This is a genomic window from Deefgea chitinilytica (assembly GCF_016881405.1).
Lineage (GTDB): Bacteria > Pseudomonadota > Gammaproteobacteria > Burkholderiales > Chitinibacteraceae > Deefgea > Deefgea chitinilytica.
The window spans coordinates 25,760-49,330 of sequence record NZ_WOFE01000012.1; the positions used below are offsets into that span (position 1 = coordinate 25,760).

The 23,571-nt window shown below is 49.7% G+C and carries 24 protein-coding genes and 1 pseudogene; 7 read left to right on the forward strand and 18 right to left on the reverse strand.

Going from position 1 to position 23,571, the window contains the following annotated elements; all coding sequences use genetic code 11:
* Positions 1–135: 135 nt before the first annotated feature.
* From ybgF to GM173_RS15160, 13 genes are all read right to left on the reverse strand, one after another.
* Positions 136–879, reverse strand: a complete 744-nt coding sequence (gene ybgF / locus GM173_RS15100; RefSeq protein ID WP_203572221.1) for a tol-pal system protein YbgF — start codon at positions 877–879, stop codon at positions 136–138.
* Positions 880–1,065: 186 nt separating this feature from the next.
* The gene (gene pal, locus GM173_RS15105; RefSeq protein ID WP_203572222.1) at positions 1,066–1,611 is read right to left on the reverse strand and encodes a peptidoglycan-associated lipoprotein Pal; all 546 of its coding nucleotides are present in this window, start codon (positions 1,609–1,611) and stop codon (positions 1,066–1,068) included.
* A gap of 62 nt (positions 1,612–1,673) precedes the next feature.
* A complete protein-coding gene (gene tolB, locus GM173_RS15110) occupies positions 1,674–2,942 on the reverse strand; it encodes a Tol-Pal system beta propeller repeat protein TolB (protein ID WP_239078553.1) in 1,269 nt (422 codons plus the stop codon).
* A 24-nt stretch (positions 2,943–2,966) separates the two neighbouring features.
* Positions 2,967–3,848, reverse strand: coding sequence for a cell envelope integrity protein TolA (tolA, locus tag GM173_RS15115; RefSeq protein ID WP_203572224.1), 882 nt, complete (start codon positions 3,846–3,848; stop codon positions 2,967–2,969).
* On the reverse strand, positions 3,848–4,261 hold the full coding sequence (locus GM173_RS15120; RefSeq protein WP_203572225.1) for a biopolymer transporter ExbD: 414 nt from the start codon (positions 4,259–4,261) through the stop codon (positions 3,848–3,850). The genes tolA and GM173_RS15120 overlap by 1 nt, the downstream gene beginning before the upstream one ends.
* An 11-nt stretch (positions 4,262–4,272) precedes the next feature.
* Positions 4,273–4,950 (reverse strand): protein TolQ, encoded by a 678-nt coding sequence (gene tolQ, locus GM173_RS15125; RefSeq protein WP_203572226.1) that lies wholly within the window; start codon positions 4,948–4,950, stop codon positions 4,273–4,275.
* Between the two features lie 309 nt (positions 4,951–5,259).
* Positions 5,260–6,303 (reverse strand): Holliday junction branch migration DNA helicase RuvB, encoded by a 1,044-nt coding sequence (gene ruvB / locus GM173_RS15130; protein ID WP_203572227.1) that lies wholly within the window; start codon positions 6,301–6,303, stop codon positions 5,260–5,262.
* Between the two features lie 308 nt (positions 6,304–6,611).
* Complete coding sequence (ruvA, locus tag GM173_RS15135) at positions 6,612–7,205, reverse strand: Holliday junction branch migration protein RuvA (RefSeq protein ID WP_203572228.1); 594 nt, start codon at positions 7,203–7,205, stop codon at positions 6,612–6,614.
* Between the two features lie 91 nt (positions 7,206–7,296).
* A complete protein-coding gene (locus GM173_RS15140) occupies positions 7,297–7,950 on the reverse strand; it encodes a phosphatase PAP2 family protein (RefSeq protein WP_203572229.1) in 654 nt (217 codons plus the stop codon).
* A 78-nt stretch (positions 7,951–8,028) separates the two neighbouring features.
* Positions 8,029–8,496, reverse strand: a complete 468-nt coding sequence (locus GM173_RS15145) for a hypothetical protein (RefSeq protein ID WP_203572230.1) — start codon at positions 8,494–8,496, stop codon at positions 8,029–8,031.
* A gap of 10 nt (positions 8,497–8,506) precedes the next feature.
* On the reverse strand, positions 8,507–9,133 hold the full coding sequence (locus GM173_RS15150) for a LysE family translocator (protein ID WP_203572231.1): 627 nt from the start codon (positions 9,131–9,133) through the stop codon (positions 8,507–8,509).
* A 375-nt stretch (positions 9,134–9,508) separates the two neighbouring features.
* Positions 9,509–10,030, reverse strand: coding sequence for a crossover junction endodeoxyribonuclease RuvC (gene ruvC, locus GM173_RS15155; protein ID WP_203572232.1), 522 nt, complete (start codon positions 10,028–10,030; stop codon positions 9,509–9,511).
* Entirely contained in the window at positions 10,030–10,872 is an 843-nt protein-coding gene (locus GM173_RS15160; protein WP_203572233.1) for an energy transducer TonB, read from the reverse strand. Before GM173_RS15160 ends, ruvC begins: the two co-directional genes overlap by 1 nt.
* A gap of 157 nt (positions 10,873–11,029) precedes the next feature.
* Between GM173_RS15160 and GM173_RS15165 the strand changes: the two genes are divergently transcribed.
* The 5 genes from GM173_RS15165 (at position 11,030) to GM173_RS15185 (ending at position 14,315) form a co-directional block, all read left to right on the forward strand.
* Positions 11,030–11,332, forward strand: coding sequence for a c-type cytochrome (locus GM173_RS15165; RefSeq protein WP_203572234.1), 303 nt, complete (start codon positions 11,030–11,032; stop codon positions 11,330–11,332).
* A 221-nt stretch (positions 11,333–11,553) separates the two neighbouring features.
* Positions 11,554–11,970 (forward strand): RNA polymerase-binding protein DksA, encoded by a 417-nt coding sequence (gene dksA / locus GM173_RS15170; protein ID WP_203572235.1) that lies wholly within the window; start codon positions 11,554–11,556, stop codon positions 11,968–11,970.
* Position 11,971: 1 nt separating this feature from the next.
* The gene (locus tag GM173_RS15175) at positions 11,972–12,397 is read left to right on the forward strand and encodes a Fur family transcriptional regulator (protein ID WP_203572236.1); all 426 of its coding nucleotides are present in this window, start codon (positions 11,972–11,974) and stop codon (positions 12,395–12,397) included.
* A gap of 312 nt (positions 12,398–12,709) precedes the next feature.
* Complete coding sequence (gene aroG, locus GM173_RS15180; protein WP_203572237.1) at positions 12,710–13,777, forward strand: 3-deoxy-7-phosphoheptulonate synthase AroG; 1,068 nt, start codon at positions 12,710–12,712, stop codon at positions 13,775–13,777.
* Positions 13,778–14,024: 247 nt separating this feature from the next.
* A complete protein-coding gene (locus GM173_RS15185; RefSeq protein ID WP_203572238.1) occupies positions 14,025–14,315 on the forward strand; it encodes a hypothetical protein in 291 nt (96 codons plus the stop codon).
* Positions 14,316–14,874: 559 nt separating this feature from the next.
* Here the strand turns inward: GM173_RS15185 and GM173_RS15190 are convergent.
* From GM173_RS15190 to GM173_RS15200, 3 genes are all read right to left on the reverse strand, one after another.
* A complete protein-coding gene (locus tag GM173_RS15190) occupies positions 14,875–16,083 on the reverse strand; it encodes a branched-chain amino acid ABC transporter substrate-binding protein (protein ID WP_203572239.1) in 1,209 nt (402 codons plus the stop codon).
* Positions 16,084–16,219: 136 nt separating this feature from the next.
* Positions 16,220–17,263, reverse strand: a complete 1,044-nt coding sequence (locus tag GM173_RS15195) for an SGNH/GDSL hydrolase family protein (protein WP_203572240.1) — start codon at positions 17,261–17,263, stop codon at positions 16,220–16,222.
* Between the two features lie 137 nt (positions 17,264–17,400).
* A complete protein-coding gene (locus GM173_RS15200; protein ID WP_203572241.1) occupies positions 17,401–18,225 on the reverse strand; it encodes a transporter substrate-binding domain-containing protein in 825 nt (274 codons plus the stop codon).
* 628 nt (positions 18,226–18,853) lie between these two features.
* On the opposite strand from GM173_RS15200, the pseudogene GM173_RS16450 reads away from it, so the two are divergent.
* Positions 18,854–19,153 (forward strand): annotated as a pseudogene (locus GM173_RS16450) (methyl-accepting chemotaxis protein); the annotation flags it as partial.
* Between the two features lie 45 nt (positions 19,154–19,198).
* Complete coding sequence (locus GM173_RS16455; RefSeq protein WP_239078555.1) at positions 19,199–19,543, forward strand: CZB domain-containing protein; 345 nt, start codon at positions 19,199–19,201, stop codon at positions 19,541–19,543.
* Between the two features lie 476 nt (positions 19,544–20,019).
* On the opposite strand, the gene parE is transcribed toward GM173_RS16455, so the two are convergent.
* On the reverse strand, positions 20,020–21,993 hold the full coding sequence (gene parE / locus GM173_RS15210; RefSeq protein WP_203572243.1) for a DNA topoisomerase IV subunit B: 1,974 nt from the start codon (positions 21,991–21,993) through the stop codon (positions 20,020–20,022).
* A 309-nt stretch (positions 21,994–22,302) separates the two neighbouring features.
* Positions 22,303–23,571, reverse strand: a 1,269-nt coding sequence (locus tag GM173_RS15215; RefSeq protein WP_203572244.1) for a YifB family Mg chelatase-like AAA ATPase, incomplete at its 5' end; no start/stop codon positions are given.

Sequence of the window (23,571 nt, forward strand, 5' to 3'; positions counted from 1 at the left end):
GGCCTGCGACGTTCAATCTTGCGCTGGCCATCGTTAAAACGGCGCTAATAAAAAAACGGCATCGAAATCCGATGCCGTTGCCTATTTTATACCGATTTAATACGTGAAGCTGTTAACAATTTCCCTAGGCTGCAATCAGTTCGGCGCCATTAATGCTTTTTTGGCTTTGCCTGCGGCATCCGACTGTGGATATTGCTCAATAATTGTAATCAGGTAATTGCGCGAGGTTTTTTTATCGCCCGTTGCTGCCGCAACTGACGCTAAGCCGAGTAAGGAATCGGGCGCTTTGGCGTCATTGGGTGCGTTTTCAATGACGTTTTTAAATGCCGAAGTCGCTGATTTATAGTCTTTACTAAAGGCATAACTTGTTCCTAGCCAATATTGCACGGCGGGGAGTTTGTCGCTTTTTGGGTAGTCAACGGCAAATTTATTTAGCGCAGCGCTGCCTTCTTTGAATTTTTTCGCTTGTACTAAGGCCACTGCATTATCAAAGCTTTCTTGTTCACTCAATTGCACTGCCGCTTTCGTTTCTGCTTTGGCTTGCTCGATTGCGCGTAAGCGCGTGTCTAAATCGACGTATAAATCTTTTTGCCGCTTAACAGCTTCATCCAGATTAAATTGCAGCATTTCATTTTGGCCATTGAGTTTGGCCAAGGTGTCTTTTTGCGCTTCGATTTGGCGAACCAAATTGATGATTTGTTTATTGCCCGCTTCGAGCTGCTCGATACGCTGTTGATTTTGTTCTTGTAGCATCTGCACTTTGGCGGTGAGATCGGCCACTTGTTTGCGCGCAACGTCATCGTCGAATAAACCCGCCTGAGAAGACGCGCTCCAAGCCGCCAGTGCGAAGGCGATAAGACTTTTTTTGAAGTGGGGCATTGGTTTATTCATAACGGTAAGGTAGTCCTGAGCAGTATTAAAAACGGAGTCCACGAAAGACAGGAAAAGCACGAAAGTAAATCGTAGGTCGGGTGCTAGTCAACTTTCGATCTCTTTTCGTGTGTTTTCGTGCTTTTCGTGGACCATTTTCTGACTTTAAACGTGTCGTTTGAGGGTCAGTATTGATTACTTGCTTTGTTCACCTGGGTATACGAGATCGGTACGACGATTGCGTTCCCATGCTTCATCCGTGTCGCCGTTTTCCAGTGGACGCTCTTCGCCAAAGCTGACAGCTTCAATTTGGCTTTCTGGTACACCCAAGGCTTTCAGCATCGCAAACACAGCTTCAGCCCGTTTTTGACCAAGTGCCAAATTGTATTCAGCGGTACCGCGGTTATCGGTATTACCTTGCAAGATGATTTTCACGTCTTTGTGTTTGAGCAGGAATTTAGCGTGGGCTTGTACCATTTCGTTAAATTCTGGGCGAACGATGAATGAGTCAAAATCAAAATAAACACGACGTTGTGAGAGCACATTGCTTGGATCGGTTAGCTCTGGATACATCGATTTACCGCTGGTCTTGCTGGTATCGACAGTTTTGATTTCGCTGCCATTATTACCCGTGTTATTCGTTTGCTGGCCAGCATTTGGATCTTTGATCGGAGCGGTTGGCGTGCTTGAGCACGCAGCGAGTACGGCTGTCATAGCGATACTGAGGGCGATTTTTTTCATGTCTTACTCCAATTAATTAAACAATAAATATCGGATGAGTGTGTTCAATTGAGCCGTGAAACTTAACGCAACATCGGGCCCCACGCGGGTTGGCGAACTTCACCGTTTTGCGATTTCAAGCGTTGTTTTACTTTGCCATCGCTAGAAACAATTGCCAGCGTGCCACGGCGGCCCACATCCGTTTCATACAAAATCATCGAGCTATTGGGCGCAAACGACGGTGAATCATCCATATTGGTTGAGGTCAGCGTCGTGCTACGACGGGTGGCTAAATCCATTACCGCGACGCGGTAACCATTGTCACGCGTGATGTAAGTCATCGATTTGCCATCCGGAGAAATTTTCGCGCTGGCATTATAGCCACCCGAAAAAGTCAGCCGTTCCGCATTGCCGCCATTGATCGATTGGCGATAAATCTGTGGGCTACCGCCTCGGTCCGACGTAAAGACGATGCTTTGACCATCGGCAGTGAAACTTGGTTCAGTGTTAATTTCACCACCTTGGCTGATACGACGTGGATTTGTACCGTCGACATTCACAATATAAATCTGGCTGCCGCCGTCTTTACTGAGTACGACTGCCAGTTGGCGACCATTGGGTGACCATGCCGGTGATGAGTTACTACCTTTGAAATTAGCCGCTTGCCAGCGTTTGCCAGTGGCCAGTTCGTGCACATAAACAACGGGTTTTTCGAGCTCAAACGAAACATAAGCCAATTTGCCACCATCGGGTGACCAGCGTGGCGACATAATCGGCATTTTGGATTTCAAGACGGTTTGCGCGCCATAGCCATCGGCATCCGCGACTTGCAGCTCAAAAGCTTTGCCTGTTTTGAGGATATAAGCAATCCGCGATGAAAATGCCCCTGATTTGCCGGTGATTTTTTCATAGATCATATCGGCAATCTGATGGCTCATTCGACGCAGTTGTGCTGGATTACCGCGTTTTTCGTAGGCGATCAGTTCTTGTTTGGTGACGATGTCAATCAACCAGAACTTAATTACGGCCTGGCCACCTTCGTTAAAAATTTGCCCGAGTACTGCGTATTGCGCGCCACTGGCTTGCAGCGCGGCTAGATTGAGCGCGGCAGGGGTATAGGCGTGTAGGCTACGATCAGCAATGGGTAGCACCTTAAACACACCACTGGTATTTAAGTCGCTACCAATCACTGGTGTCACAGGCTGTTGGTCGAGGTTCTCATTTTGAAATGGAATGATCGCAATTGGATATTGCTGACTGCCAACGCCAACAATTTCAATCGTCATATCAGCTTGCGCTGTGCTGGCTGCCAATAGCAGCGACATCAACAGCGCGCGGAAATAGTGTTTCATCAATCACAGCTCCTGCATCAGAAATTAAGGTGGGCTAAAGGCCCAGCGCACTTCACGGTAATCGTTGAACGATGCGCCGTTCGGTGGTTTTGGGAATGGGGCATACAAATGAATAGCGCGCTCGATGGCTTTGTCCCACGCCGGATCTTTACTGGCTTCAAGTAATTCGATTCTTTGAATCTCACCACTTGGGAACAGGTAAATTTTGTAAACCACACGCGGTTTCTTGCCGCTGCTGCTGGTGTAAACCGCTTTTTGTGCAATTTCTTGACCTATGCTTTGTGCATAGGCTTCGCCTAAACCGCTACCTTTGCCTTTCCCCGCGCCACCCGTTGCGCCTACGGTATCGCCAGTACCACCCGGTTTACCGCCCGCTTTTGCGTTCGGGCTTGGTTTGTCGTTTTTGCTGCTGGTATTGAGCATATTGTCAAACGATAGTGCGTCTTCTAATTCACTCTTTGGTTTTTTCACTTCGGCTTTTTTTGGCGCTGCCGTTGGTGTGACAGTGGGTTTTGGTTTGGCACTTGGCGCGACCGTTGGTTTGATGGTCGGTACAGGAGTCGATGTAGGTGCAAGCGTTGGTTTGGCCGTCGCGGTTGGTTTGGCGGTTGGCACTGCGGTCGCTTTTACTTTTTCGGTGACGATGTCCGGCGCTTTAACCGGAACTGGAATCGGTTCAGGTTTTGGCTCGGGTACTTTGACAGGTTTGGGCTGCTCGGTCTGTTCACTAGCAACCGGAGCGGGCGGTGGCGCGCCCCAGAGTTCAACGACGACCGGCTCCGGTTTTTTGGTTTTCCACTGCACAGAAAATAGCAAAAATCCAGCTAACAGCACGTGCATACCCAAAGCTAACACAAAGGAAATGCCACGACTTTCATCAGGATAATTTGAGCGATTTGGATTCATTACTTCTGATAAACCTGTAGACCGACGCGTGGGATTTCAGCGATTCGCAGCGCGTCGGTGGTTTGCATCACGATTTCATAGCGCACATTTTTATCCGCTGCGATGACCACAGGGCGCTCGGTTCCAGCGGCGGCGTCGACTTTTTCTTTAATCGTGGCAGCCAGCGATTTGGCATCAGTAAATGGCGTTTTTTCATTGCCATCTTTGAGCAGCAAAGCGCCATCTTTGCTAATCTCTACTGTCATTGGATTGCCAGTGACTTGTTGGCTGGATTTGCCAGCGGAGGGCAACTCCACCAAACCCGATGGCATGCCGGGCGCAGCGACCATAAAGATCACCAGCAGCACCAGCATCACATCGACATAGGGCACCACATTGATTTCGTTTTTACTACGGCGAGGGCGACGAGCCATGGTTCGCTCCCTTATTTACCGATTTGGCGTTGCAAGATGTTGGAAAACTCTTCGATAAAGGTATCAAAACGCCCTGCCAAACGATCAACATCGTGTGCAAAACGGTTGTAGGCCACAACGGCTGGAATCGCGGCAAATAGACCAATCGCCGTGGCAACCAGCGCTTCAGCAATATGCGGTGCGACGGTTGCCAGTGTGGCTTGGCCGACATTACCGAGGCCTTTGAACGCGTACATAATGCCCCATACAGTACCGAACAAACCAATATACGGGCTGACTGAGCCAACTGAGGCGAGGAAGGACGTGTGCTTATCCAGATGATCGAGTTCACGCTGGCAAGATGCGCGCATCGCGCGGCGCGCACCTTCCATTACATCTGATAATTCCATACCTGATTTTTGGCGCAGTTTTAAAAACTCGCTGAAACCCGCCATATAGATTTTTTCCATACCAATCGCGTTGCGGCTATGTTTGACATGCTCATAAAGGCCATTCAAATCTGAGCCACCCCAAAAGCGATCTTCAAATTCATCGGTGTGTTTTTTGGCGGTGCTGATGGTGAAATGCTTACTAAAAATATGCCACCACGACATAAACGACAGTGCCAGTAATAACACCATGACCATTTGCACGACGATACTCGCTTGCAATACCAAGCTAATAATCGACATATCTTCAACAGGCTGCATGAATCTAAGCTCCAGATGGGCTGTGAGTTGAATAAGAATTGAAGTTTCGAGCTGACAACGCGAAAAAAGTTTAATGATTTTGCCTAAATTTTCTTCATGATAATAGCGTAATTGTGATTAATTACGGCAATTAAGGCAGAAAGGCTAAAAACGGGGATCGTGACAGGCGGGAATATAAGGTCAACATCGTGAGTCCACGAAACCCACGAAAAGCACGAACAAGAGTTGAAAACTCAGCCTTTGCATTGATTTCGTGTCTTTCGTGGGTTTCGTGGACTAAATTTGTATGTTTTTCGTGGAAAACTAACGTTAAGTCTCTGTTTTGGGTGGATTAAGTCCGAAGTGCTGATAAGCGCTGAGCGTCGCCATACGGCCGCGGGGCGTGCGTTGTAAATAACCTTGCTGAATTAAGTAGGGTTCGATGACTTCTTCGATGGTATCGGATGATTCGCCGATTGCGGCGGCGACATTATCCAACCCAACCGGACCTCCAGCGAATTTATCCAAAATTGCCCGCAGCACTTTTCTATCCATCACATCCAAACCGGCATGATCAACGTCGAGCATTTGCAGGGCTTGATCGGCAATCGCTTGTGTGACCACGCCATCGTGGCGGACTTCGGCAAAATCGCGTACGCGGCGCAGCAGGCGGTTGGCAATCCGTGGCGTGCCGCGTGAACGGCGGGCTACTTCAAACGCACCCTCATCATTCATCTCGACATTCATCAGCTTGGCTGAGCGGGTCACGATGCGGGTGAGCTCTTCCGGCGTGTAAAATTCTAGCCGCGCCACAATGCCAAAACGATCGCGCAGCGGATTGGTCAACATCCCCGCACGTGTTGTCGCACCGATTAAGGTAAACGGTGGTAGGTCGAGTTTAACTGAGCGCGCCGCTGGGCCTTCGCCAATCATGATATCGAGCTGGAAGTCTTCCAGTGCAGGGTAGAGAATTTCTTCGACTACCGGAGAAAGACGGTGAATTTCGTCGATAAATAGTACATCGTGCGGTTCAAGATTGGTCAGTAGCGCCGCCAAATCGCCAGCGCGTTCTAACACTGGCCCCGACGTTTGCCGCAAATTGACGCCCAATTCGCGTGAAATAATGTGCGCCAATGTGGTTTTGCCGAGTCCCGGCGGGCCAAATAACAAAACGTGATCGAGCGCTTCACCCCGCTTTTTGGCGGCTTCGATAAAAATCTCCAGCTGGCCACGCGCTTTCATCTGCCCGACGTATTCATCGAGCAATTTTGGTCGCAGCGCTTTTTCTTGTGCGTCTTCCGAGTTCGACATCTTTTGCGCCGTGATCATTCGATCAGGTGGCGGGGCAGAGAACAGCGAGTCAGTTTCGATCATAGTATGCTTTTGGTGATGTATATGAATGTAGCCATTGATAAGAATGGCCTGCAGTTCAATACGTGCGCTATTGTTTAAGTGCCTTCGGCACGGTATTTACAGTCGCAATCCGCGACGGGGACTTACTTTCTTTGCTTCGCCAAAGAAAGTAAGCAAAGAAAGGCGACCCGGGCGCGCCCAGCTCCGCTGTGCCCTCAGTCAGTCGTGAGCCAAACGATAAACCTGTTTGTCTCTCTCCTTCATTCGGTGCGCTTAGACGGGGTTTTAAAACCCTAACTTAACGAGCGCGGCACAGCAATAAATGTGATTTATCCCTTCGCCAACGCCTTCAACGCCATCCGAATCCCCGTCGACACATCGGTATCGAGCGGCAGTGTTTTCATCGCCATATTGGCTTCGCGTTCGTTATAGCCTAGCGCCAGCAAGGCATTGAGAATATCACTTCGGTCGTCGGGTGTGGTGGCAAAGGGCAGGCCGCCCGGCGTGCTGGTCAGGCCACTGGTGGCGAGTTTGCCACGTAGTTCGAGCACCAGACGCTCGGCGGTTTTTTTGCCGATGCCGGGTATGGTCGATAGACGTTGGATATCTTCCGCGGCAACGGCACTAGCGAGCTCGTCCGAGCTCATGCCAGAGAGAATCGCCAGCGCGATTTTGGCGCCGATGCCAGAGACTTTAATCAGGCTGCGAAAGCTATTTCGCTCGTCTTTGCTGGCAAATCCGTACAGTAATTGCGCGTCTTCGCGCACGACTAAATGCGTGAACAGCGTGGTTTTTTCGCTTAGATGCGGCAGCACATAAAATGTGCTCATTGGTACGTCGATTTCATAACCGACACCGTTGACGTCGAGCACAATGTGCGGCGGCTGTTTTTCGATAATTAGGCCAGTGAGACGTCCAATCATAGCGACTCTTCCAAAAAGTAATTACTGCTTATTGTAGCCGCATTTCTGGACGTTCGTTCACTTTGCCGCATTCAAAGTGCAAATTTTCGCTTTATCCCCAACTGCGTGATTGATGCTTGGCGTACAGAATGGCAAATCCGGCGACGATGATCATCGCTGCACTGTACGCCGCCAGCACATCGCTAAAGTGATGCACGCCCAGGCCGACTCGCGCCAAGCCGCAAATGAGCGCGGTGAGAAAAGCAGTGGTGTAAAACTTCCGGCCTTTTTCGGGATGACGTTGCGAAAAAATCAGCGCCAAGATAAACGGCAAGGCCCATGCGACCATCGAATGCCCGCTGGGAAACGAGGGACTGTTGGCGTGGGCAAGGTGTTCCAGTTCGGGCCGTGGGCGCAGCACGCTGTATTTAATCACGCCCGCCAAACTCCAGCTGGCGACAACGGCCAGCGGCAAGCCATAAGCGGCGAAGCGATCGCGCGACCAAAACCACAGACTAAAACACAGGGAAATCAATAATGAGCCGGGAAAGCTCGCCAGTAATGCCAGTACGCGGCAGATAGCAACCCAGATCGGGTGCGCGTTATACAGCGCGTGGCTCATACCTTGGTCGATGGCATTGAGAAAGGGCGTATCAATCGCGGCGGTGAGCGCGAGGAATGCAATTAGGCCCGTGCCGGCCAGCCACTTTAGGCGGCGCAGCGTATCGGGTGCGATGGCACTGCTGCGTAAACTAAAATTGCGCATGAGCTAATAATTCCAAATCAATGAGCTGCGGATTCTAACGAAGCGTCGTGGCGGGGTCTGGGTAATATGTCACAGTGATTAAAACCAAGCTCCGCCATGTGCGCCGATGACGCCACCCGCGACGGTGATCAAACTGAGAGAGAGTAAGCCGTAATGCAATCGTTGCAACAATGCCATCGTGGCTGCTGGATCAATTTGGGCTTTATGATGAAGCACTCGATGTATCAGCCACGGCTCTAATACAAACAACATTAGCGTGAAGATACACCATGTGGCAATCATCGCCCATAGCCACCAAGTATCGGCAAGCCGTGACCAACTATCGCTGAGATGCAGCATCATCAAACCCGAAATCATCGCGATTTGCGTGCTGAATTTGGCTTGCAGACCGAAACGGTGTTCGAGTTTTTCAAATAGCGCGTAATCGTTGCCGCTCCGGCGTAGCGCGGGAATCAAGATGGTGGTTACAAATGCCACGCCACCGATCCAAAATACAATCGCCAACACATGCAAGCCGCGCCAGAGTGCGTAATCGTTGAGGGTCATTGGTTTTGCCTTAAGGATGAATGATGAGTCGCAGGCCGAGGACGACAAAAATTGAACCCGCAGTTCGATCTAGCCATGCGCTAACTGATGCATGTTGGTTTAAATAACGCCCAATAGATCCGGCAAAAAAGCCGAGCGAACCAAACAGCAATATCGCTTGCAGCGTGAAGATGATACCTAATTGCAGGATTTGCCAGCCCGTATCATGACGCGCGGCATCGACAAATTGTGGCAAGAAAGCCAGAAAAAATAGTACCACTTTCGGATTGATTGAATTAGCAAAGACACCGCGCCAAAACAACTTGCCTGCGTTTTCTTGGCTGCTACTGGTGCCGACAGTAGCGCCGCCGCGACTTTTCAGCGCCAGCCAGCCTAAATAAATCAGATACACACCGCCGATGATTTTGAGCACGCTAAAGGCAATCGGCGATGCTGCAATCAAAGCGCTAATGCCCAGCGTGGCGAGCAAGGTGTGGCTTAAACAGCCTAATGCGCAGCCCATTCCAAAGGCCATACCGCGCAGTCGACCTCGCGTTGCGCCAATGCTCAGCACCATCAAATTATCCGGTCCGGGCGAGAGCGTAATCAGTACTGCTGCGCTGAGAAAGCCGAAGAATTGTTCAGGCGCAAGAAGCATAAAAACCTCTTCAGTAATTGATGACATAAATTTATTTGGTAATGTTCAGATTTGGTGTTGATGCTGCGCCACGCTTGATGAGCTGGGGTTTAAATTCCCGTCTAAGCGCACCGAGTGAGGAGAGAGACAAACGGTTTGATCGTTTGGCTCACGAACGACCGAGGGCACAGCGGAGCTGGGCGCGCCCGGGTCGCCTTCTCTTGCTTACTTCTCTTGGCGAAGCAAGAGAAGTAAGTCCCCGTCGCGGATTGCGACTGTAAAACAATGTGCCGCAGGCACTTAAAACCATCAAAAGGTAATCTATACAAAGCTATTTATTTAGATGTATATGCCTATAGCTATTATTTAACAAAGGCTAACGTCAAATACATCTATCTATGCCATCCGCCCACGCTTCATCGACAATTGATATTCCATCAATTTTTTGGCGATGCCGCCGCTGTGCTGCGCGTGGGTGAGGGCGACGCCGAGCGCGTCAGCAGCGTCGGACTGTGGAATGCCAGACAGGCGCAAATGTCGTTGTACCATCAGACCGACTTGTTCTTTATCGGCGTGACCGTTGCCGACCACGGCTTGTTTGACTTGTAGCGCGGTGTAATCCGTCACTGGCAATCCAGCGAGCACCAAGGCTGCGACTGCCGCGCCGCGGGCTTGGCCGAGCATCAGCGTGGCGGCGGGATTGACGTTGACGAAGACTTGCTCGACCGCTGATTCATTGGGCTGATAGGTACGAACGATTTCGGCAATGCCGTCGAGGATAATTTTGATGCGTTCTGGCAGTGGCCCGCCTTGGGTTTTGATACAGCCCGAAGCGACGTAAATCCGGTTTTGCCCAACGACATCAATGACACCAAAACCAGTGGTGCGTGAGCCGGGGTCGATGCCGAGGATGCGCATTAGTCGATCGACGTCGTTTGGCGCTCAAAGGTCCAAGTGCGGGTAATCACGAGGATTTGCGCGGGTTTGCCTGCCGCATCGAGCATGTCAGGCGGTAGTTTTTTGAAAGGAGACGACATTTTTAGAATTCGCACCGCAGCTTTATCCAGCTGTGGGTTGCCGGAAGATTTGTCGATTTCAGCATTGAGTAAACGCCCATCGGCGGCGATTTCAACGGTGACGCGCAATTGGCCGTAGATTTTATTGCCGTTCGGATCGACTGGATAAGCCAGCGTGCCGACTTTTTCGATTTTTTGTCGCCAGTCGTCCATATACATCGCAACGCTGGTTTGCTTGGCGCGCGCGCCGACGAAGGCTTTGCGGGGCTTGCTTTGGTAGGCGTGATTTTGCTTGTCAATTTGCGCGGCTAGACCGGCCATTTTGAGTTCTTGCAGTTTTCTTTCTTCGGCTTCTTTGCCACTACCGTCTGGTTTTTCTGGGGTGTTTTTGCTATCCGTTTGAAATGCTTTGCTGTTTTTCAGTTGGGTCATCAACTGCGTGGTGCGATCTTCGAGTTGCTTTTGTTGGGCTTCAACTTGTTCTAGTTCGGGTGATGGCGCTTTGCTGTCTGCTGGTAAAGCGGATTTCACCCGGTGGTTCAACGCATCGGTGTTGCCACCACCGTCGAGATCGGCTTGGGCTTCAACATCTGTTTTTGTCGGCTTGCTCTTGGTTTTTTGGTTGACCAGCACAATATCAAGAGGCTGCTGCGAGAGAAATTGTCGTGGATCGGGCATCACGAATTTGATGCCAAAAATGGGAAAGGCGTGCGCAATGATTGAAAAACCAATGGCGATTGCCATAAAACGATCCCGCCGATCCATGCTGTTTCCTTCATACGCCGTAACTTTATAACCGCGTGAGTGTAGCACAGCCGACCCAGTGCTTAGGCGGCGTGCCGCTTCAAGAGTGAAGCGGAGTACAATAAAGGAAACACTTCTTGATAGAGGCTAAGACACCATGCTCCGAATTATTTTAATTTCTGCATTATTGGCTGCACCAGCAATCGCAGCAGAAGATGGCGCAAAAGTGGCGGCAAAATACAACTGTTTAGCCTGTCATTCAGTAGAGCAAAAAATTGTCGGTCCGGCGTACAAAGAGGTCGCTGCCAAGTACAGAGGGCAGAAAGACGCCGAGGCGATGTTGATGGCGGAAGTCCGCAAAGGCTTGCCTGGCGGGAAATGGGGCAAGATTCCGATGCCTGCGCAGCAGATCGACGATAAAGATCTGCGCGTGATTATTCGCTGGGTATTGGCGCAGTAAGCAAATAATTTAACAAAACTGTGATAAATGGTGTATTGCATAAGAATGCGGAGTTGATTAAGCTGCTGCCCCATTTACTGTTTCATTTGATGTAAGTAGTAAAGCAAAAGTTTTGCGCTAGCTAGTGTTGCTGACGGGTAGTGCTTGCTGCAAATTGCAGACCCTTGTTACACCTAGACATTAACGCGATTACAGTAGTTTTCGATAAGCGAGAAAGAATCATGGCCAAGCTCACAGAACAAGACATCATTAGCTGGAAAGGTTCCGAAGATGATTATATGAATGCGGACCACCTCGAGTTTTTCCGCGAGCGTCTATTGCAGATGAAAGAAGAATTGGTCATCAATGCCACGCAAACGACCAATCATTTGCAAGAACAAGAAGCGACTCCTGATCCGGCCGACCGTGCCACGTTGGAAGAAGAATACGCCTTGGAATTGCGTACCCGTGATCGTGAACGCAAATTGTTGCTGAAAATCGATTCGACGATCCGCAAGATTGACGACAATAATTACGGTTTCTGTGAAGACACTGGCGAACCTATCGGCTTGCTGCGTTTGCTTGCGCGCCCAACCGCATCATTGACGGTGGAAGCGCAAGAACGCCGCGAACGTCAGAAAAAGCAATACGCAGATTAAGATGAGCCAAGCCGCGCTTGCGCAAGCGAGCGAACTCATCGTCAAAACCCGCGCCCGTGTTACGCCTGCGCGGGTTAATATTTTGGCTGTCTTATTGACCGCACAGCGTCCGCTGTCGCACCAAGACGTGCTCGCAGCACTCGAGCCAGAAGCAGATCGGGTCACGGTCTATCGCGTCTTAGATTGGCTGACCGACATGGGATTGGCGCACAAACTCTCGGGTGACGACCGCGTGTGGCGGTTTTCAGTGGCCTCCGCCCCGCATCAGCATGCACACTTTCAATGCACATCTTGCGGGCGGTTCTATTGCTTAGAACACGTCAGCACCGATTTATCGCTGACCGTTCCCGCCAAATTTTTAGTCAACGCAGTCGAAATCACCGTCAAAGGCGTTTGCGCCGATTGCCTGAATAAAGGTGAGGAGTAAGGCGCGAGGAGTGAGGTGTAAAATCTTTGCGTTCTTGCTCGATTTTGCTCCAAAGTTGATTGTGTGCCAGTCCCACAAAAAATGGACAAAGACCTAACAAGTGCTTTACACACTAGATTTTGTGAATTTACGCTAAATCGCCTCACGCCTCACGCCTCACGCCTCACGCCTCACGCCTCACGCCTCACGCCTCACGCCTCACGCCTCACGCCTCACACCTCACAGGGAATTTCCTTGAACTTGCGCGCATTTGTCGCTAATCTCTTTCCTTTCGAAGAATAAATGCCCTTAGGCACGCAGGTAGGGAAGATTATGCAATATCAAACCGACGACGTTCGTATCCGCGAAATTAAAGAACTCTTGCCGCCGGTTGCGGTGATTGAGAAATATCCAGTCAATGAGATCGCGTCGACTGCGGTATTTGAAACCCGCCAAGCGATTCACCGTATGCTCACCGATCAAGATGACCGCTTGTTGGTCATCATTGGCCCATGCTCAATTCATGACCCTAAATCGGCCATCGAATACGGCAACCGTTTGGTGAAATTGCGTGAACAATACAAAGATCGCCTCGAAATCGTGATGCGCGTGTATTTCGAAAAACCACGCACCACGGTGGGCTGGAAAGGTTTGATCAACGATCCATTCCTCAATGGCAGCTTCAATATCAACGAAGGCCTACGTATTGCGCGTAAATTGCTGGTTGATTTAAACAATATCGGCCTGCCAACGGCGGGTGAATTTCTCGATATGATCACACCGCAATACGTGGCTGATTTGATGAGCTGGGGAGCGATTGGCGCACGGACGACTGAATCACAAGTGCATCGTGAATTGGCATCGGGTTTGTCTTGCCCAGTCGGTTTCAAAAACGGCACTGATGGTAATTTGAAAATCGCATTTGACGCGATCAAATCAGCCGGTCAACCGCATCATTTCTTGTCGGTGACTAAATATGGTCATTCAGCGATTGTGGCGACTGGCGGCAATCCGGATTGTCACGTGATCTTGCGCGGTGGTAAAGCACCGAATTACGATGAAGCGCATGTGCGTGCAGCTAGCGCCGATTTGGCGGCAGTTGGCTTGCCACAAAAAATCATGATCGACTTTAGCCACGGCAACAGCAGCAAAGATTTCCGTCGCCAAATGCTGGTGTGCAACGACACCTGTGCGCAAGTTGCTGCTGGTAATAAAGCGATTTTCGGTGTGATGGTCGAAAGCCATCTGGTCGAAGGCCGCCAAGACGACAACGCAGGTAAAGAATTGACCTACGGTCAATCGATTACCGATGCATGTATCAGCTGGGAAACAACTGAAGAGTTACTGTTGAATCTCGCCAACGCCGTTGCTGAACGCCGCGCACTGGCGCATTTGGAATAAATGATTGTACAGTTGCTGCGCTTAAAAACCCGCCACGGCGGGTTTTTTGCTGGGTATTGCTTGCAGAGTCATGATAATTAATAAGTATAGACATATACCTAATCAGCAATACTTAGAATAAACTAATTTCTTACCACTGCCCCTTGAATTAATTGATTCGATTAAATTTAAGGAAAGGCTGTTTTCGGCCAGAAGCGGACTCTCCATGTTTGCCGTAATACCGAATCAACACTAGAAAGGCCGCTGGATGAGCAATCCTGAATACAAGAAAATTTTTACTTCTGTCGCTGAGAATCTTATTCAAGGTCCGGGAGATGAATATTTTCAGGATTGCAGAGGTGGGTTTATCTGTATATTACTTTGGGCCGATTCATTCATAAAAAACATGTCTTCATCCAACAATCGGGAATTGGCTCTGCAACACCTTGAGAAATGCCGGATTATTTTAGCTGCTGTAACAAATAATGGATGGACAGCCGTTACGAAGAGAGCGGCTAAAGAGCATGCCGCTCAAATGAAAAATCAGCATTGTGAATAATTGCTGCTTAACAGCTTCCGCTTTGGGGCAATTCCGAACTTGAGGGCTTCGCCAAAGTCACGCTTCCAAATTATTGAACCACAACATATACAACTACACAGGTGTATTTCATCTTAGGCCACAGACATGACAATGTTTTCCTGCGACTGTCGGTTAATCGAAAACCATGACGCTAATGCTATCTATCGCTTCTACCCTGACCGTCTTCACGCTGCCGAGGCTACAGGTATAGTTCGCATTAGTGCAGAAATCTGGGACTATGTCCTCCTCGAGCCTTCGAACGGCGAAAAACTCGGCGCGGTATCAACGGATGCAGGGTGTATGTTCCGTCTAATTCCTATAATTAGAGGGAAACTCCAAGAGTCTGGGGTGTGGCCCGAAACCGCGGAATATCTTTCGTGATAATGAATTGCTCTATGAGCGTAAAATATTTTTTCCACTAAGGGTCTTCAATGGCTGCTGTGGGTCGCTTGGCGACATTTGAATACAAACCGCCAAAACACCCAACCGTAAAAAAAGGAGCTCGAAAGCTCCTTTTTTCATTCCATGATCAATTGAATTATTTTGCAGCAGCAGCCCCGCCAACGACTTCGAGGATTTCCCATTTGCCGTCTTTGACGGTGTAAACGGTGATCGCGCCGTCGTTGATGTCGCCTTTGGCATCAAATGAAATCGGGCCAGTTACGCCGTCGTGTTTTATTGCGGCCAATTTTGGCAAGTATTTCGCAGGTTCAGTTGAACCCGCTTCTTGCATGGCTTTTACCATTACGTGCACTGAATCGTAGCTGTACGGTGAGTACAATTGCACGTCGGTGCCAAACTTGGTTTTGTATTTATCAAGGAAGGCTTTACCGCCAGCGAGCTGGTCTTTTGGTGTGCCTGGGCTAGTCGCTACCATGCCTTCTGCATCACCTGCTGCCAATTTGATGAATTCTGGCGTTTGCGCGCCGTCACCTCCCATTACTTTGGCCGTTACGCCGAGTTTCTTCGCTTGTTTTTTCAATGGCGCCGCTTGTGCGTCCATGCCGCCGTAGAAAATCAAATCGGGCTTGGCGGATTTAATGCTGGTTAATACCGCGTTAAAGTCGGTCTCTTGGTTATTGGTGAATTCACGTTTAACGATTTCTGCGCCAGCTGCTTTCGCGGCAATTTCAAATTCATCGGCTAAACCTTGGCCGTAGGCGGTGCGGTCATCGACAATCGCGATTTTCTTCGCGCCGAGTTTATTCACTGCGTATTGGCCGAGCACTTTGCCTTGCTGCGCATCGTTGGCCATCACGCGGAATGCGGTTTTAAAGCCTTGATTGGTGTAGGCCACGGCAGTTGCTGATGGAGAAATTTGCACGATGCCAGCATCAGAATAGATTTTTGATGCAGGGATGGTCGTGCCTGAATTCATATGACCAATCACACCTGCGACTTTGGCATCGACGAAACGCTGTGCCACATTGGTCGCCGTTTTTGGGTCGCCTTGGTCATCTTCGGACACCATTACTAGCTTCATTTTTTTGCCGGCGATATCAACGCCGCCAGCCGCATTGATTTCGTCCATCGCCAATTGCACACCATTTTCGATGTCTTTACCGAAATGGGCAGCAGGGCCGGTCAGCGCGGCGGCGTTACCGATTTTGATCACGTCAGCATTGGTGGTGGCGGTATCGGCAACGGGCGTAGACGCCGCTGTTTCAGTACCAACTGGAGCTTGTTTGCCACAAGCAGAAAGGCCGACGATGGCGGCGGCAAGCAATGTATAAGAAGCGCTTTTCATATGAAGAATTTCCAAAGCAGACAAAAAAATGCCAATGTATTTCAGCGAGTATCGGCATCATGCAGCAGCACTCTGCTTTGGAGTACTAGGGTATTCCTGTAGCCGACAATTGAGCTGCGGCGGGATCGCTGCCGAATTACCAATTGGGCTTGATTTCTTTAATTTTAGCCAGTAACTGCGCAGCAACTTGTTGGTGGTCGCTCAAGTTGGGGTGCCATTGACAGCCAGTCAATTGCATCGGGCTTAATTCCAGATAATGCACTCGTGAATTACCGGCGGTGTTGGTTTCAGTCACTAATGTTTTCACCAAGGGGCGCAGCTGATCATCGGGCCACAATTTGAGCGCCGTGAGAATAATCTGCGGCTGTTGATAGCGCGTATTCAGTTGTGCAATTAATTGGCGATAGGCCGTCAGAAAGTCTTGTTCGAGTTGCTCGGCGTTGCGTTTTTCGCCCGCGTTGATTTTGCTCGAAAAATCATTGGTTCCCAAGCCAATTACCACCACTTGGGGCTGCCATTGTGGATCGAGTTGGCTATTGGCTTCGGTTTGTAATTGACGAGAATAAAAGGTGCGGAAATTGCGGTCAGGCAGATTACCGCCCCAGTTTCTGACCATGCCCATGCCTGACATCGCATTGAGCTGCCATTGTGCGCCCAATTCACGCGCGACTTGAATTGCAAAGCCTTGGCTGGCATCGGTGGTGGCGGCGATTTCACGCTCGCTACATTCGCGTTGGGTGGATAAATTAGCTAGGGCCGCGGTAAATGAGTCACCAATAAATTCTATTTTGCGTTTAGGGGCTTCAGGCGCCGCTTGCCATTGACCGCCGTCGAGCACAAAACCGTAAACCTGACCTATGTATTCTGGCGATTCATTGCGGCGAATCAGGTCGACACGGTGCGTGCCTGCTGGCAAATTTTTTAGCCAGACTGTGCGTTTGCCGCTGGCGGGGTTGATTTGCTGTGCGGGTTTGCCATCGATTTGAACGACGTAATAACTACGCTCATCATCCAGAACGATGCCAATCGATGTTCCTGTGAATTGCGCAGAGAGCATGCCACCGGGCCACGTTGTTTGATAGCGACCCTCATTGTGTACCCAGCGCCCCGTTGCCAAAATCGACTCAGTTGCCCAAGTCAGTGGTGCCAATACCATGCCTGCCAGCCAAATCCATTTCATGCTGATGCCCTCGAAAAAATCGATCTTACTTATAAAATCGACGCCCGACGATGAAACAGCTCACCACGCTAAAAAATTGAAAGTATTTAAGCTAAAAAAAAGCCCCAACATCAGGTTGGGGCGCGCGTAGCGGCAATTTACATAATTTGCAGTGTGAAGTATTTATACTGCATTTCTTTGTATTGGCCTGATTTAATCAATTTATCCAGCGCCAGATTAAACTTCGCCTGCATCACCGTATCGCCTTTTGCGACCGCAATCGCCTCGCCACGGCCAAGGCGGGGATCAGACTTAATCACATTACCAACATAACTGTAATGCTCTGCATGCTTGGGATTACGCAAAAACTCACCAAATACCGCGCTATCGCCAAAAGCAAAATTAATCTCATTGTTTTGCAATCCGGCGAGTAGTGCTTCAGCGTCGGCATAGCGTTTAATTGTTACTTTGCTTGGAAATTCAGTTTTGAGGTAATCATCAAAAGTCGTTTTTTCCACTACGCCGATAATTTTGCCTTCTACACGGTCTTGTGTGACCACCGGAAACAAAAACAGTTCTTTTTTGTTCGCCATATAGGCTGCAGGAACGCGTGCATATGGCTGGGTGAATTGCACCAGTTTTTCACGTTCATCGGTGATCGACATCGTTGCGATAATCGCATCGGCTTGATTATTTTGCACCGCAGGAATTAAATCATCCCATTCATAACGATTAATACTGCATTTCACCGCCATCTCTTGGCATAGCGCATTGGCTAAATCAATATTAAAGCCAACCAATTGGTTATCTTTATTAACATATTCGAACGGTGGATATTTGCCTTCCAATGCAATACGCAACGTTGTTTCTGGCTCAGCGGCGGCGCTCGCAACATTGACTTCGGACTGCGCTTTTTTCGCCATGCCAAAATACCAAGCTGGTAAGGCTGCCGCAGCAAGTGCAATAACAATCCATTTTTTCATGACGTTTGCATCTGGAGTAGAAAAATAAAGCCGCATCATACGGGTGAAACATTCGAATGGAATCAGGGGTTTCCCTGCATACGGTGTGTTTTTCGTCACTTTGTAATCTACACTCAAGCTGCTCGACGGATTCGCGAAAAAGCGTCGTATTTCTACTCTTATGCGCTAACCCAAAGCGCGAAATCAGGTTTTTTCGCTATACTGTTTAGATTAGAAAATACTTGTGGAGGCTTAGATGTTTTTTGGCCAAAAGAAATTGATTGCCGACTTGCAAGAGCAAATTCGCCAACTGCAAATCGAAAACAACCAAGTTAAAAAAGAAAACAGCAAACTCCAAAGTGACCAACAATTCCTCGCCAGTCTGCAAACGCAAGACAACGGCGATGGCAAATACTATCAATCCCTATTTCAATCGATGGCGCAGTTCGGCCAATCGCTTGCATCTTCTTCACATTCACTCGGTCATCTGACTGAAAAAATGAAAGAAGAACTGCGTAGTGCTACTGCCTTGTCGCGCCTTGCCAATGACAATAGCCAAGCGATTGCCGCGATGTCGGCTAGTTTGAATCAACTGTCTAGCACCGCAGCACAATCGGTGACCGAAGTTGATAAGCTTGATCAACAATCGGATCAAATCAGCGGTATTGTGCAATTGATTAAAGAAATTGCCGATCAAACCAATTTATTAGCACTGAACGCAGCGATTGAAGCCGCCCGCGCTGGCGAACAAGGCCGCGGCTTTGCCGTGGTCGCCGATGAAGTTCGCAAATTGGCCGAGCGCACTAGTTCAGCCACCAAAGACATCAGCAAACTGGTCGGCGACATTCGCAGCGAAACACAATCGGTCAAAACCACGATGAATGCGATGGCCGAAGAAACGGCGCAATTTAGCGAGATGGGCAGCAATGCATCGATGGATATGGAGCTGCTGATTGAGGTATCGGGCGAGATGAAAGAGTTGGTGAGCAAAAACATGCTCAGCACTTTTGTTGAAGTGAGTAAGTTGGATCACATTGCATTTAAATTCAATGTCTATGAAGGCGTTTCAGGCTCCAGCTCAGTGAGTAGTCAGGTGGTGAGCGATCCGCACCAATGCCGTTTTGGCCGCTGGTATTACGAAGGCGAAGGCAAAGAGCTCGCCGGTCATCTACCCGCTTATCGCGAAATGGAAGGCCCACACAGCGAAATTCATCAAGCTGGTACTGCAGCATTGAATGCATGGCAAGCAGGGCAAAAATCGCAAGTCATCGATGCATTGAATCGCATGGAAAACACCAGTCAGAAGATGGTGGGGATTTTGGATCGATTAGTCGATTGATTTGGGATTTGGCGACAATCAGCCAGAAGCTGACCTTTGTTTTTATTTGAAATAACCACTCACAGGTGATTTTTGTATAGTTTGCTTGCGTTCCTGATGTTTATTGTGATTTTCCTTGCACTAAAGGCTTGTATTTTTAGTTATGAAAATTCTAAATGGCCGAAAAATGCACGAGAACTTATTGACTGGAAAATGAGAAGACTTAGCAGGGTTTTGGTATTTATTTTCTCGTCATATCCACTTTGGTTTGCAGTAACAAAGCCGTTGGCTAATTTAGGTGAGACTGGAATTGTTATGTTGTTCGTGCTAATTATTCCAGTGAGTATTTTTTGCATTTCATATTTTAGAAATAGTAAATGATTTCCACTTTGGGTCGAATGCCGCCAGTTATACCAACAAAAAACCCGCATCTAGCGGGTTTTTTTTATGTATATGGCTGCAATGATTATTTAAAAATGGCTAGACGCCAATACTCATTACAAATCCGCTTCAACTTCATTTCCACGCGCCTCTAACCATGCGCGGCGGCTTGATGCTTCGGATTTACTCATCAGCATATTCATCACATCGCGGGTGTTGGCAGCGACGTCCGCTGGAATCGATACGCGCAGCACGCGGCGGGTGTCGGGGTTCATCGTGGTGTCGAATAATTGCTCGGCGTTCATTTCGCCCAAGCCTTTGAAACGCGAAATGCTCCACGCCGATTCGCGTAGTTTCTCGCCTTTGAGCTTGTCTAAAATCGCCGTCAATTCGCCTTCGTCGAGCGCATAAAATTTGCGCGGTGGTTTGTTTTTGCCACTGCCACCGACATCAACGCGGTACAGCGGCGGTTGCGCGACATAGATATGACCGTTGGCTACTAGTTGTGGGAAATGACGATAAAACAGCGTTAGCAGCAGCACTTGAATGTGCGATCCATCGACGTCCGCATCGGACATAATGATGATTTTGCCGTAACGCAGACCGCTTAAATCCGCTGCGCCATCGAGCGTGTGTGGGTCAACGCCAATCGCGACGGCCATATCGTGGACTTCGTTATTGCCGAAAATCTGGTCTTTATCGACTTCCCATGTATTCAGCACTTTACCGCGCAGCGGCAAAATCGCTTGGAAATCTTTATCGCGGCCCATTTTGGCCGAGCCGCCCGCCGAATCACCCTCGACGAGGAATAATTCGCAGCGCTCGGTTTCGTCCGATGCGCAATCGGTGAGTTTGCCCGGCAGCACCGCCACCCCTGAAGACTTTTTCTTTTCGACTTTCTGCGCGTTTTTCTGCCGCGATTGCGCGGCGCGAATTGCGAGTTCGGCGAGTTTTTTGCCCAGATCAACGTGTTCGTTCAGCCACAATTCGAACGGCGAACGCACCATGGCTGAGACGAGTTTGAGTCCGTCACGGCTGGTGAGTTTGTCTTTGGTTTGGCCTTGGAATTGCGGATCAAGCACCTTGGCCGATAGCACAAACGAGCAGCGGCTGAATAAATCTTCCGGCAGCAACTTCACGCCTTTCGGCAGCAAGTTATGAAAATCGATAAAGGTTTTAACCACTTGAAATACACCATCGCGCAGGCCGCTTTCGTGCGTACCGCCCGCAGGCGTTGGAATTAGATTGACGTACGATTCGCGATTCACCGCGCCGTCTTCGGTCCACGTGAGCGCCCAAGCGCAGCCTTCGCCACGGCTAAAGGTTTCGTCTTCGCCTTCGATGTATTTCTCGCCTTGCAAAATCGGTACGATTTGCGTGTAACCGGCGACTTGTTCATTCAGATAACCGAGTAGTCCATCTGGGTAGCACCAGCGTTTTTCCAGCATTTCACCGCTGGCTTGCTCCACATTCAGTGTGACCACCAAGCCCGGCAACAATACGGCTTTGGATTTCAGTAAATGCTCTAGCTCACCCAGCGGAATCGTCGCGCTATCAAAATACTGCGCATCAGGCTCAACAAAGACGCGCGTGCCAGTGTCTTTTTTGGTTGTTGTTCCCAATACCGCTAATGGCTCGATAACCTCGCCACCCGAGAACACCAAGCGATTGATTTGCCCTTCGCGGCGCACTTCGACTTCCAAACGCGTTGAGAGCGCATTGGTGACCGACACGCCCACACCATGCAATCCGCCAGAGAACGAGTAGGCTCCGCCGTCTTTCTTATCGAATTTACCGCCAGCGTGCAGCTGGGTAAACACAACTTGTACGGTTGGCACGCCTTCTTCTGGATGCAAGCCCACTGGAATACCGCGGCCATTGTCGACCACGCGCATCGATTGATTGCGGTATAGCGTCACTTCAATTTGCGTGGCATAGCCGCCGAGCGCTTCATCGGCCGCGTTGTCGATGACTTCTTGGCAAATGTGCAGCGGATTGTCGGTGCGGGTATACATGCCAGGGCGGTGGCGGACTGGATCAAGACCTTTTAAGACCTTAACGGAAGATTCGTCGTATTTAGGAGCAGCCATTGTTTCACGTGAAACCGATAAAAAATGATTGGGGAGAAGTCTAGCAGAGAACGGGAAAGCTTGAGTCCACGAAAAACATCAAAGGCACGAAAAAACCAAACGAAGAGAATCCGTTTTGATTATTTTATCGTGTTTAAAAACCGATGGAATCAATATGTCGTTTCTTACTGCAAATTTTCTGTGTTGAACTTGATTCGAGCTTTCTCAGTGTAATTCGTGCATTTTTCAGCCTTTCGTGTTTTTCGCGGGTTTTTGTTTTAATGTATTGCTATATAGGCCTTATTCTACAAGGGCTACAAGAAAATACATCTACTCAATGCCGCGCCGATATTGAATCGCTTCGGCGAGATGTTGTTTGGTGATTGCTTCGCTGTTGGCTAAATCAGCAATAGTACGCGCCACGCGCAACACCCGATGATAGGCTCGCGCTGACCAGCCGAGTTTTTGCACCGCATTTTGCAACAAAGCTAAACCGGCGGCATCGGGCTGGCAATGTTCATCTAATGATGCACCGAGCAAGCCCGAATTGTGCAGCCCTTGCCGCGTGTATTGTCGTTGCCGCGCGGCGCCGACTCGCTCGCGCACCGGAGCACTGCTTTCGCCTTGGCCGCGCGCGAGTAGCACGCTTTCGGGAAGTGCCGGTACTTCGACGACCATATCGATTCGATCGAGTAGTGGCCCAGAAATCCGCCCGCGATAGCGTGCAATTTGCTCTGGCGTACAGCGGCAGGCTTTTTGTGGATGCCCCAGATAACCGCAAGGGCAGGGGTTCATCGCGGCGACCAGTTGAAATCGTGCTGGAAACTCAGCTTGCCGCGCCGCACGAGAAATGTGGATTTTGCCGTTCTCTAAAGGCTCACGCAAAACTTCTAAAACTTTTCGATCAAATTCGGGGAGTTCATCTAGAAAAAGCACCCCGTGATGCGCCAGTGAAATTTCACCTGGCTGTGGCACGCTGCCGCCACCGACTAAGGCCACGCTTGACGCAGTGTGGTGCGGGCTACGGAACGGGCGTTGTCCAAATTGGCGCGGATCGAGGCCATTTTGCCCCAAAGATTGCACAGCCGCGGCTTCGAGCGCTTCGTGTTCTAACAAGGCGGGCAGTAATCCGGGTAAGCGCTGCGCCAACATTGATTTACCCGTGCCTGGTGGGCCAATCAGTAGCAGCGAGTGATTGCCCGCAGCAGCAACTTCCAAAGCACGGCGGGCGGCGGTTTGGCCTTTGACATCGGCTAAGTCGGGGTAAGTTGGTGTGGGAATTTCTGCGGGTGGTACGGCTGTTGCGAGCGATTCACTGCCATTTAAATGCTGGCAAACTTGCAACAAATGTTCGGCCGCTAGCACGGAGGCATCCTGAATCAAGGCGGCTTCGGCACTACTGGCGCTGCTAATCACTAAAGTGCGCTGTGCATCGCGCGCCGCCATCGCCAATGCCAAGCCACCGCGTATCGCACGTAATTGCCCTGTTAAACCAAGTTCACCTGCAAATTCGTATGCGTGTAAATGCTCACACGGCAATTGCCCACTGGCGGCTAAAATACCAATCGCAATCGCCAAATCGTAATGCCCAGTGCCTTT

What these genes read in the sequence shown, in the direction of transcription:
- ybgF (WP_203572221.1), bottom strand. Translation starts at nt 879, where the DNA reads ATGCCCCACTTCAAAAAAAGTCTTATCGCCTTCGCACTGGCGGCTTGG.
- pal (WP_203572222.1), bottom strand. Translation starts at nt 1,611, where the DNA reads ATGAAAAAAATCGCCCTCAGTATCGCTATGACAGCCGTACTCGCTGCG.
- tolB (WP_239078553.1), bottom strand. Translation starts at nt 2,942, where the DNA reads ATGAAACACTATTTCCGCGCGCTGTTGATGTCGCTGCTATTGGCAGCC.
- tolA (WP_203572224.1), bottom strand. Translation starts at nt 3,848, where the DNA reads ATGAATCCAAATCGCTCAAATTATCCTGATGAAAGTCGTGGCATTTCC.
- GM173_RS15120 (WP_203572225.1), bottom strand. Translation starts at nt 4,261, where the DNA reads ATGGCTCGTCGCCCTCGCCGTAGTAAAAACGAAATCAATGTGGTGCCC.
- tolQ (WP_203572226.1), bottom strand. Translation starts at nt 4,950, where the DNA reads ATGCAGCCTGTTGAAGATATGTCGATTATTAGCTTGGTATTGCAAGCG.
- ruvB (WP_203572227.1), bottom strand. Translation starts at nt 6,303, where the DNA reads ATGATCGAAACTGACTCGCTGTTCTCTGCCCCGCCACCTGATCGAATG.
- ruvA (WP_203572228.1), bottom strand. Translation starts at nt 7,205, where the DNA reads ATGATTGGACGTCTCACTGGCCTAATTATCGAAAAACAGCCGCCGCAC.
- GM173_RS15140 (WP_203572229.1), bottom strand. Translation starts at nt 7,950, where the DNA reads ATGCGCAATTTTAGTTTACGCAGCAGTGCCATCGCACCCGATACGCTG.
- GM173_RS15145 (WP_203572230.1), bottom strand. Translation starts at nt 8,496, where the DNA reads ATGACCCTCAACGATTACGCACTCTGGCGCGGCTTGCATGTGTTGGCG.
- GM173_RS15150 (WP_203572231.1), bottom strand. Translation starts at nt 9,133, where the DNA reads ATGCTTCTTGCGCCTGAACAATTCTTCGGCTTTCTCAGCGCAGCAGTA.
- ruvC (WP_203572232.1), bottom strand. Translation starts at nt 10,030, where the DNA reads ATGCGCATCCTCGGCATCGACCCCGGCTCACGCACCACTGGTTTTGGT.
- GM173_RS15160 (WP_203572233.1), bottom strand. Translation starts at nt 10,872, where the DNA reads ATGGCAATCGCCATTGGTTTTTCAATCATTGCGCACGCCTTTCCCATT.
- GM173_RS15165 (WP_203572234.1), top strand. Translation starts at nt 11,030, where the DNA reads ATGCTCCGAATTATTTTAATTTCTGCATTATTGGCTGCACCAGCAATC.
- dksA (WP_203572235.1), top strand. Translation starts at nt 11,554, where the DNA reads ATGGCCAAGCTCACAGAACAAGACATCATTAGCTGGAAAGGTTCCGAA.
- GM173_RS15175 (WP_203572236.1), top strand. Translation starts at nt 11,972, where the DNA reads ATGAGCCAAGCCGCGCTTGCGCAAGCGAGCGAACTCATCGTCAAAACC.
- aroG (WP_203572237.1), top strand. Translation starts at nt 12,710, where the DNA reads ATGCAATATCAAACCGACGACGTTCGTATCCGCGAAATTAAAGAACTC.
- GM173_RS15185 (WP_203572238.1), top strand. Translation starts at nt 14,025, where the DNA reads ATGAGCAATCCTGAATACAAGAAAATTTTTACTTCTGTCGCTGAGAAT.
- GM173_RS15190 (WP_203572239.1), bottom strand. Translation starts at nt 16,083, where the DNA reads ATGAAAAGCGCTTCTTATACATTGCTTGCCGCCGCCATCGTCGGCCTT.
- GM173_RS15195 (WP_203572240.1), bottom strand. Translation starts at nt 17,263, where the DNA reads ATGAAATGGATTTGGCTGGCAGGCATGGTATTGGCACCACTGACTTGG.
- GM173_RS15200 (WP_203572241.1), bottom strand. Translation starts at nt 18,225, where the DNA reads ATGAAAAAATGGATTGTTATTGCACTTGCTGCGGCAGCCTTACCAGCT.
- GM173_RS16455 (WP_239078555.1), top strand. Translation starts at nt 19,199, where the DNA reads ATGCTCAGCACTTTTGTTGAAGTGAGTAAGTTGGATCACATTGCATTT.
- parE (WP_203572243.1), bottom strand. Translation starts at nt 21,993, where the DNA reads ATGGCTGCTCCTAAATACGACGAATCTTCCGTTAAGGTCTTAAAAGGT.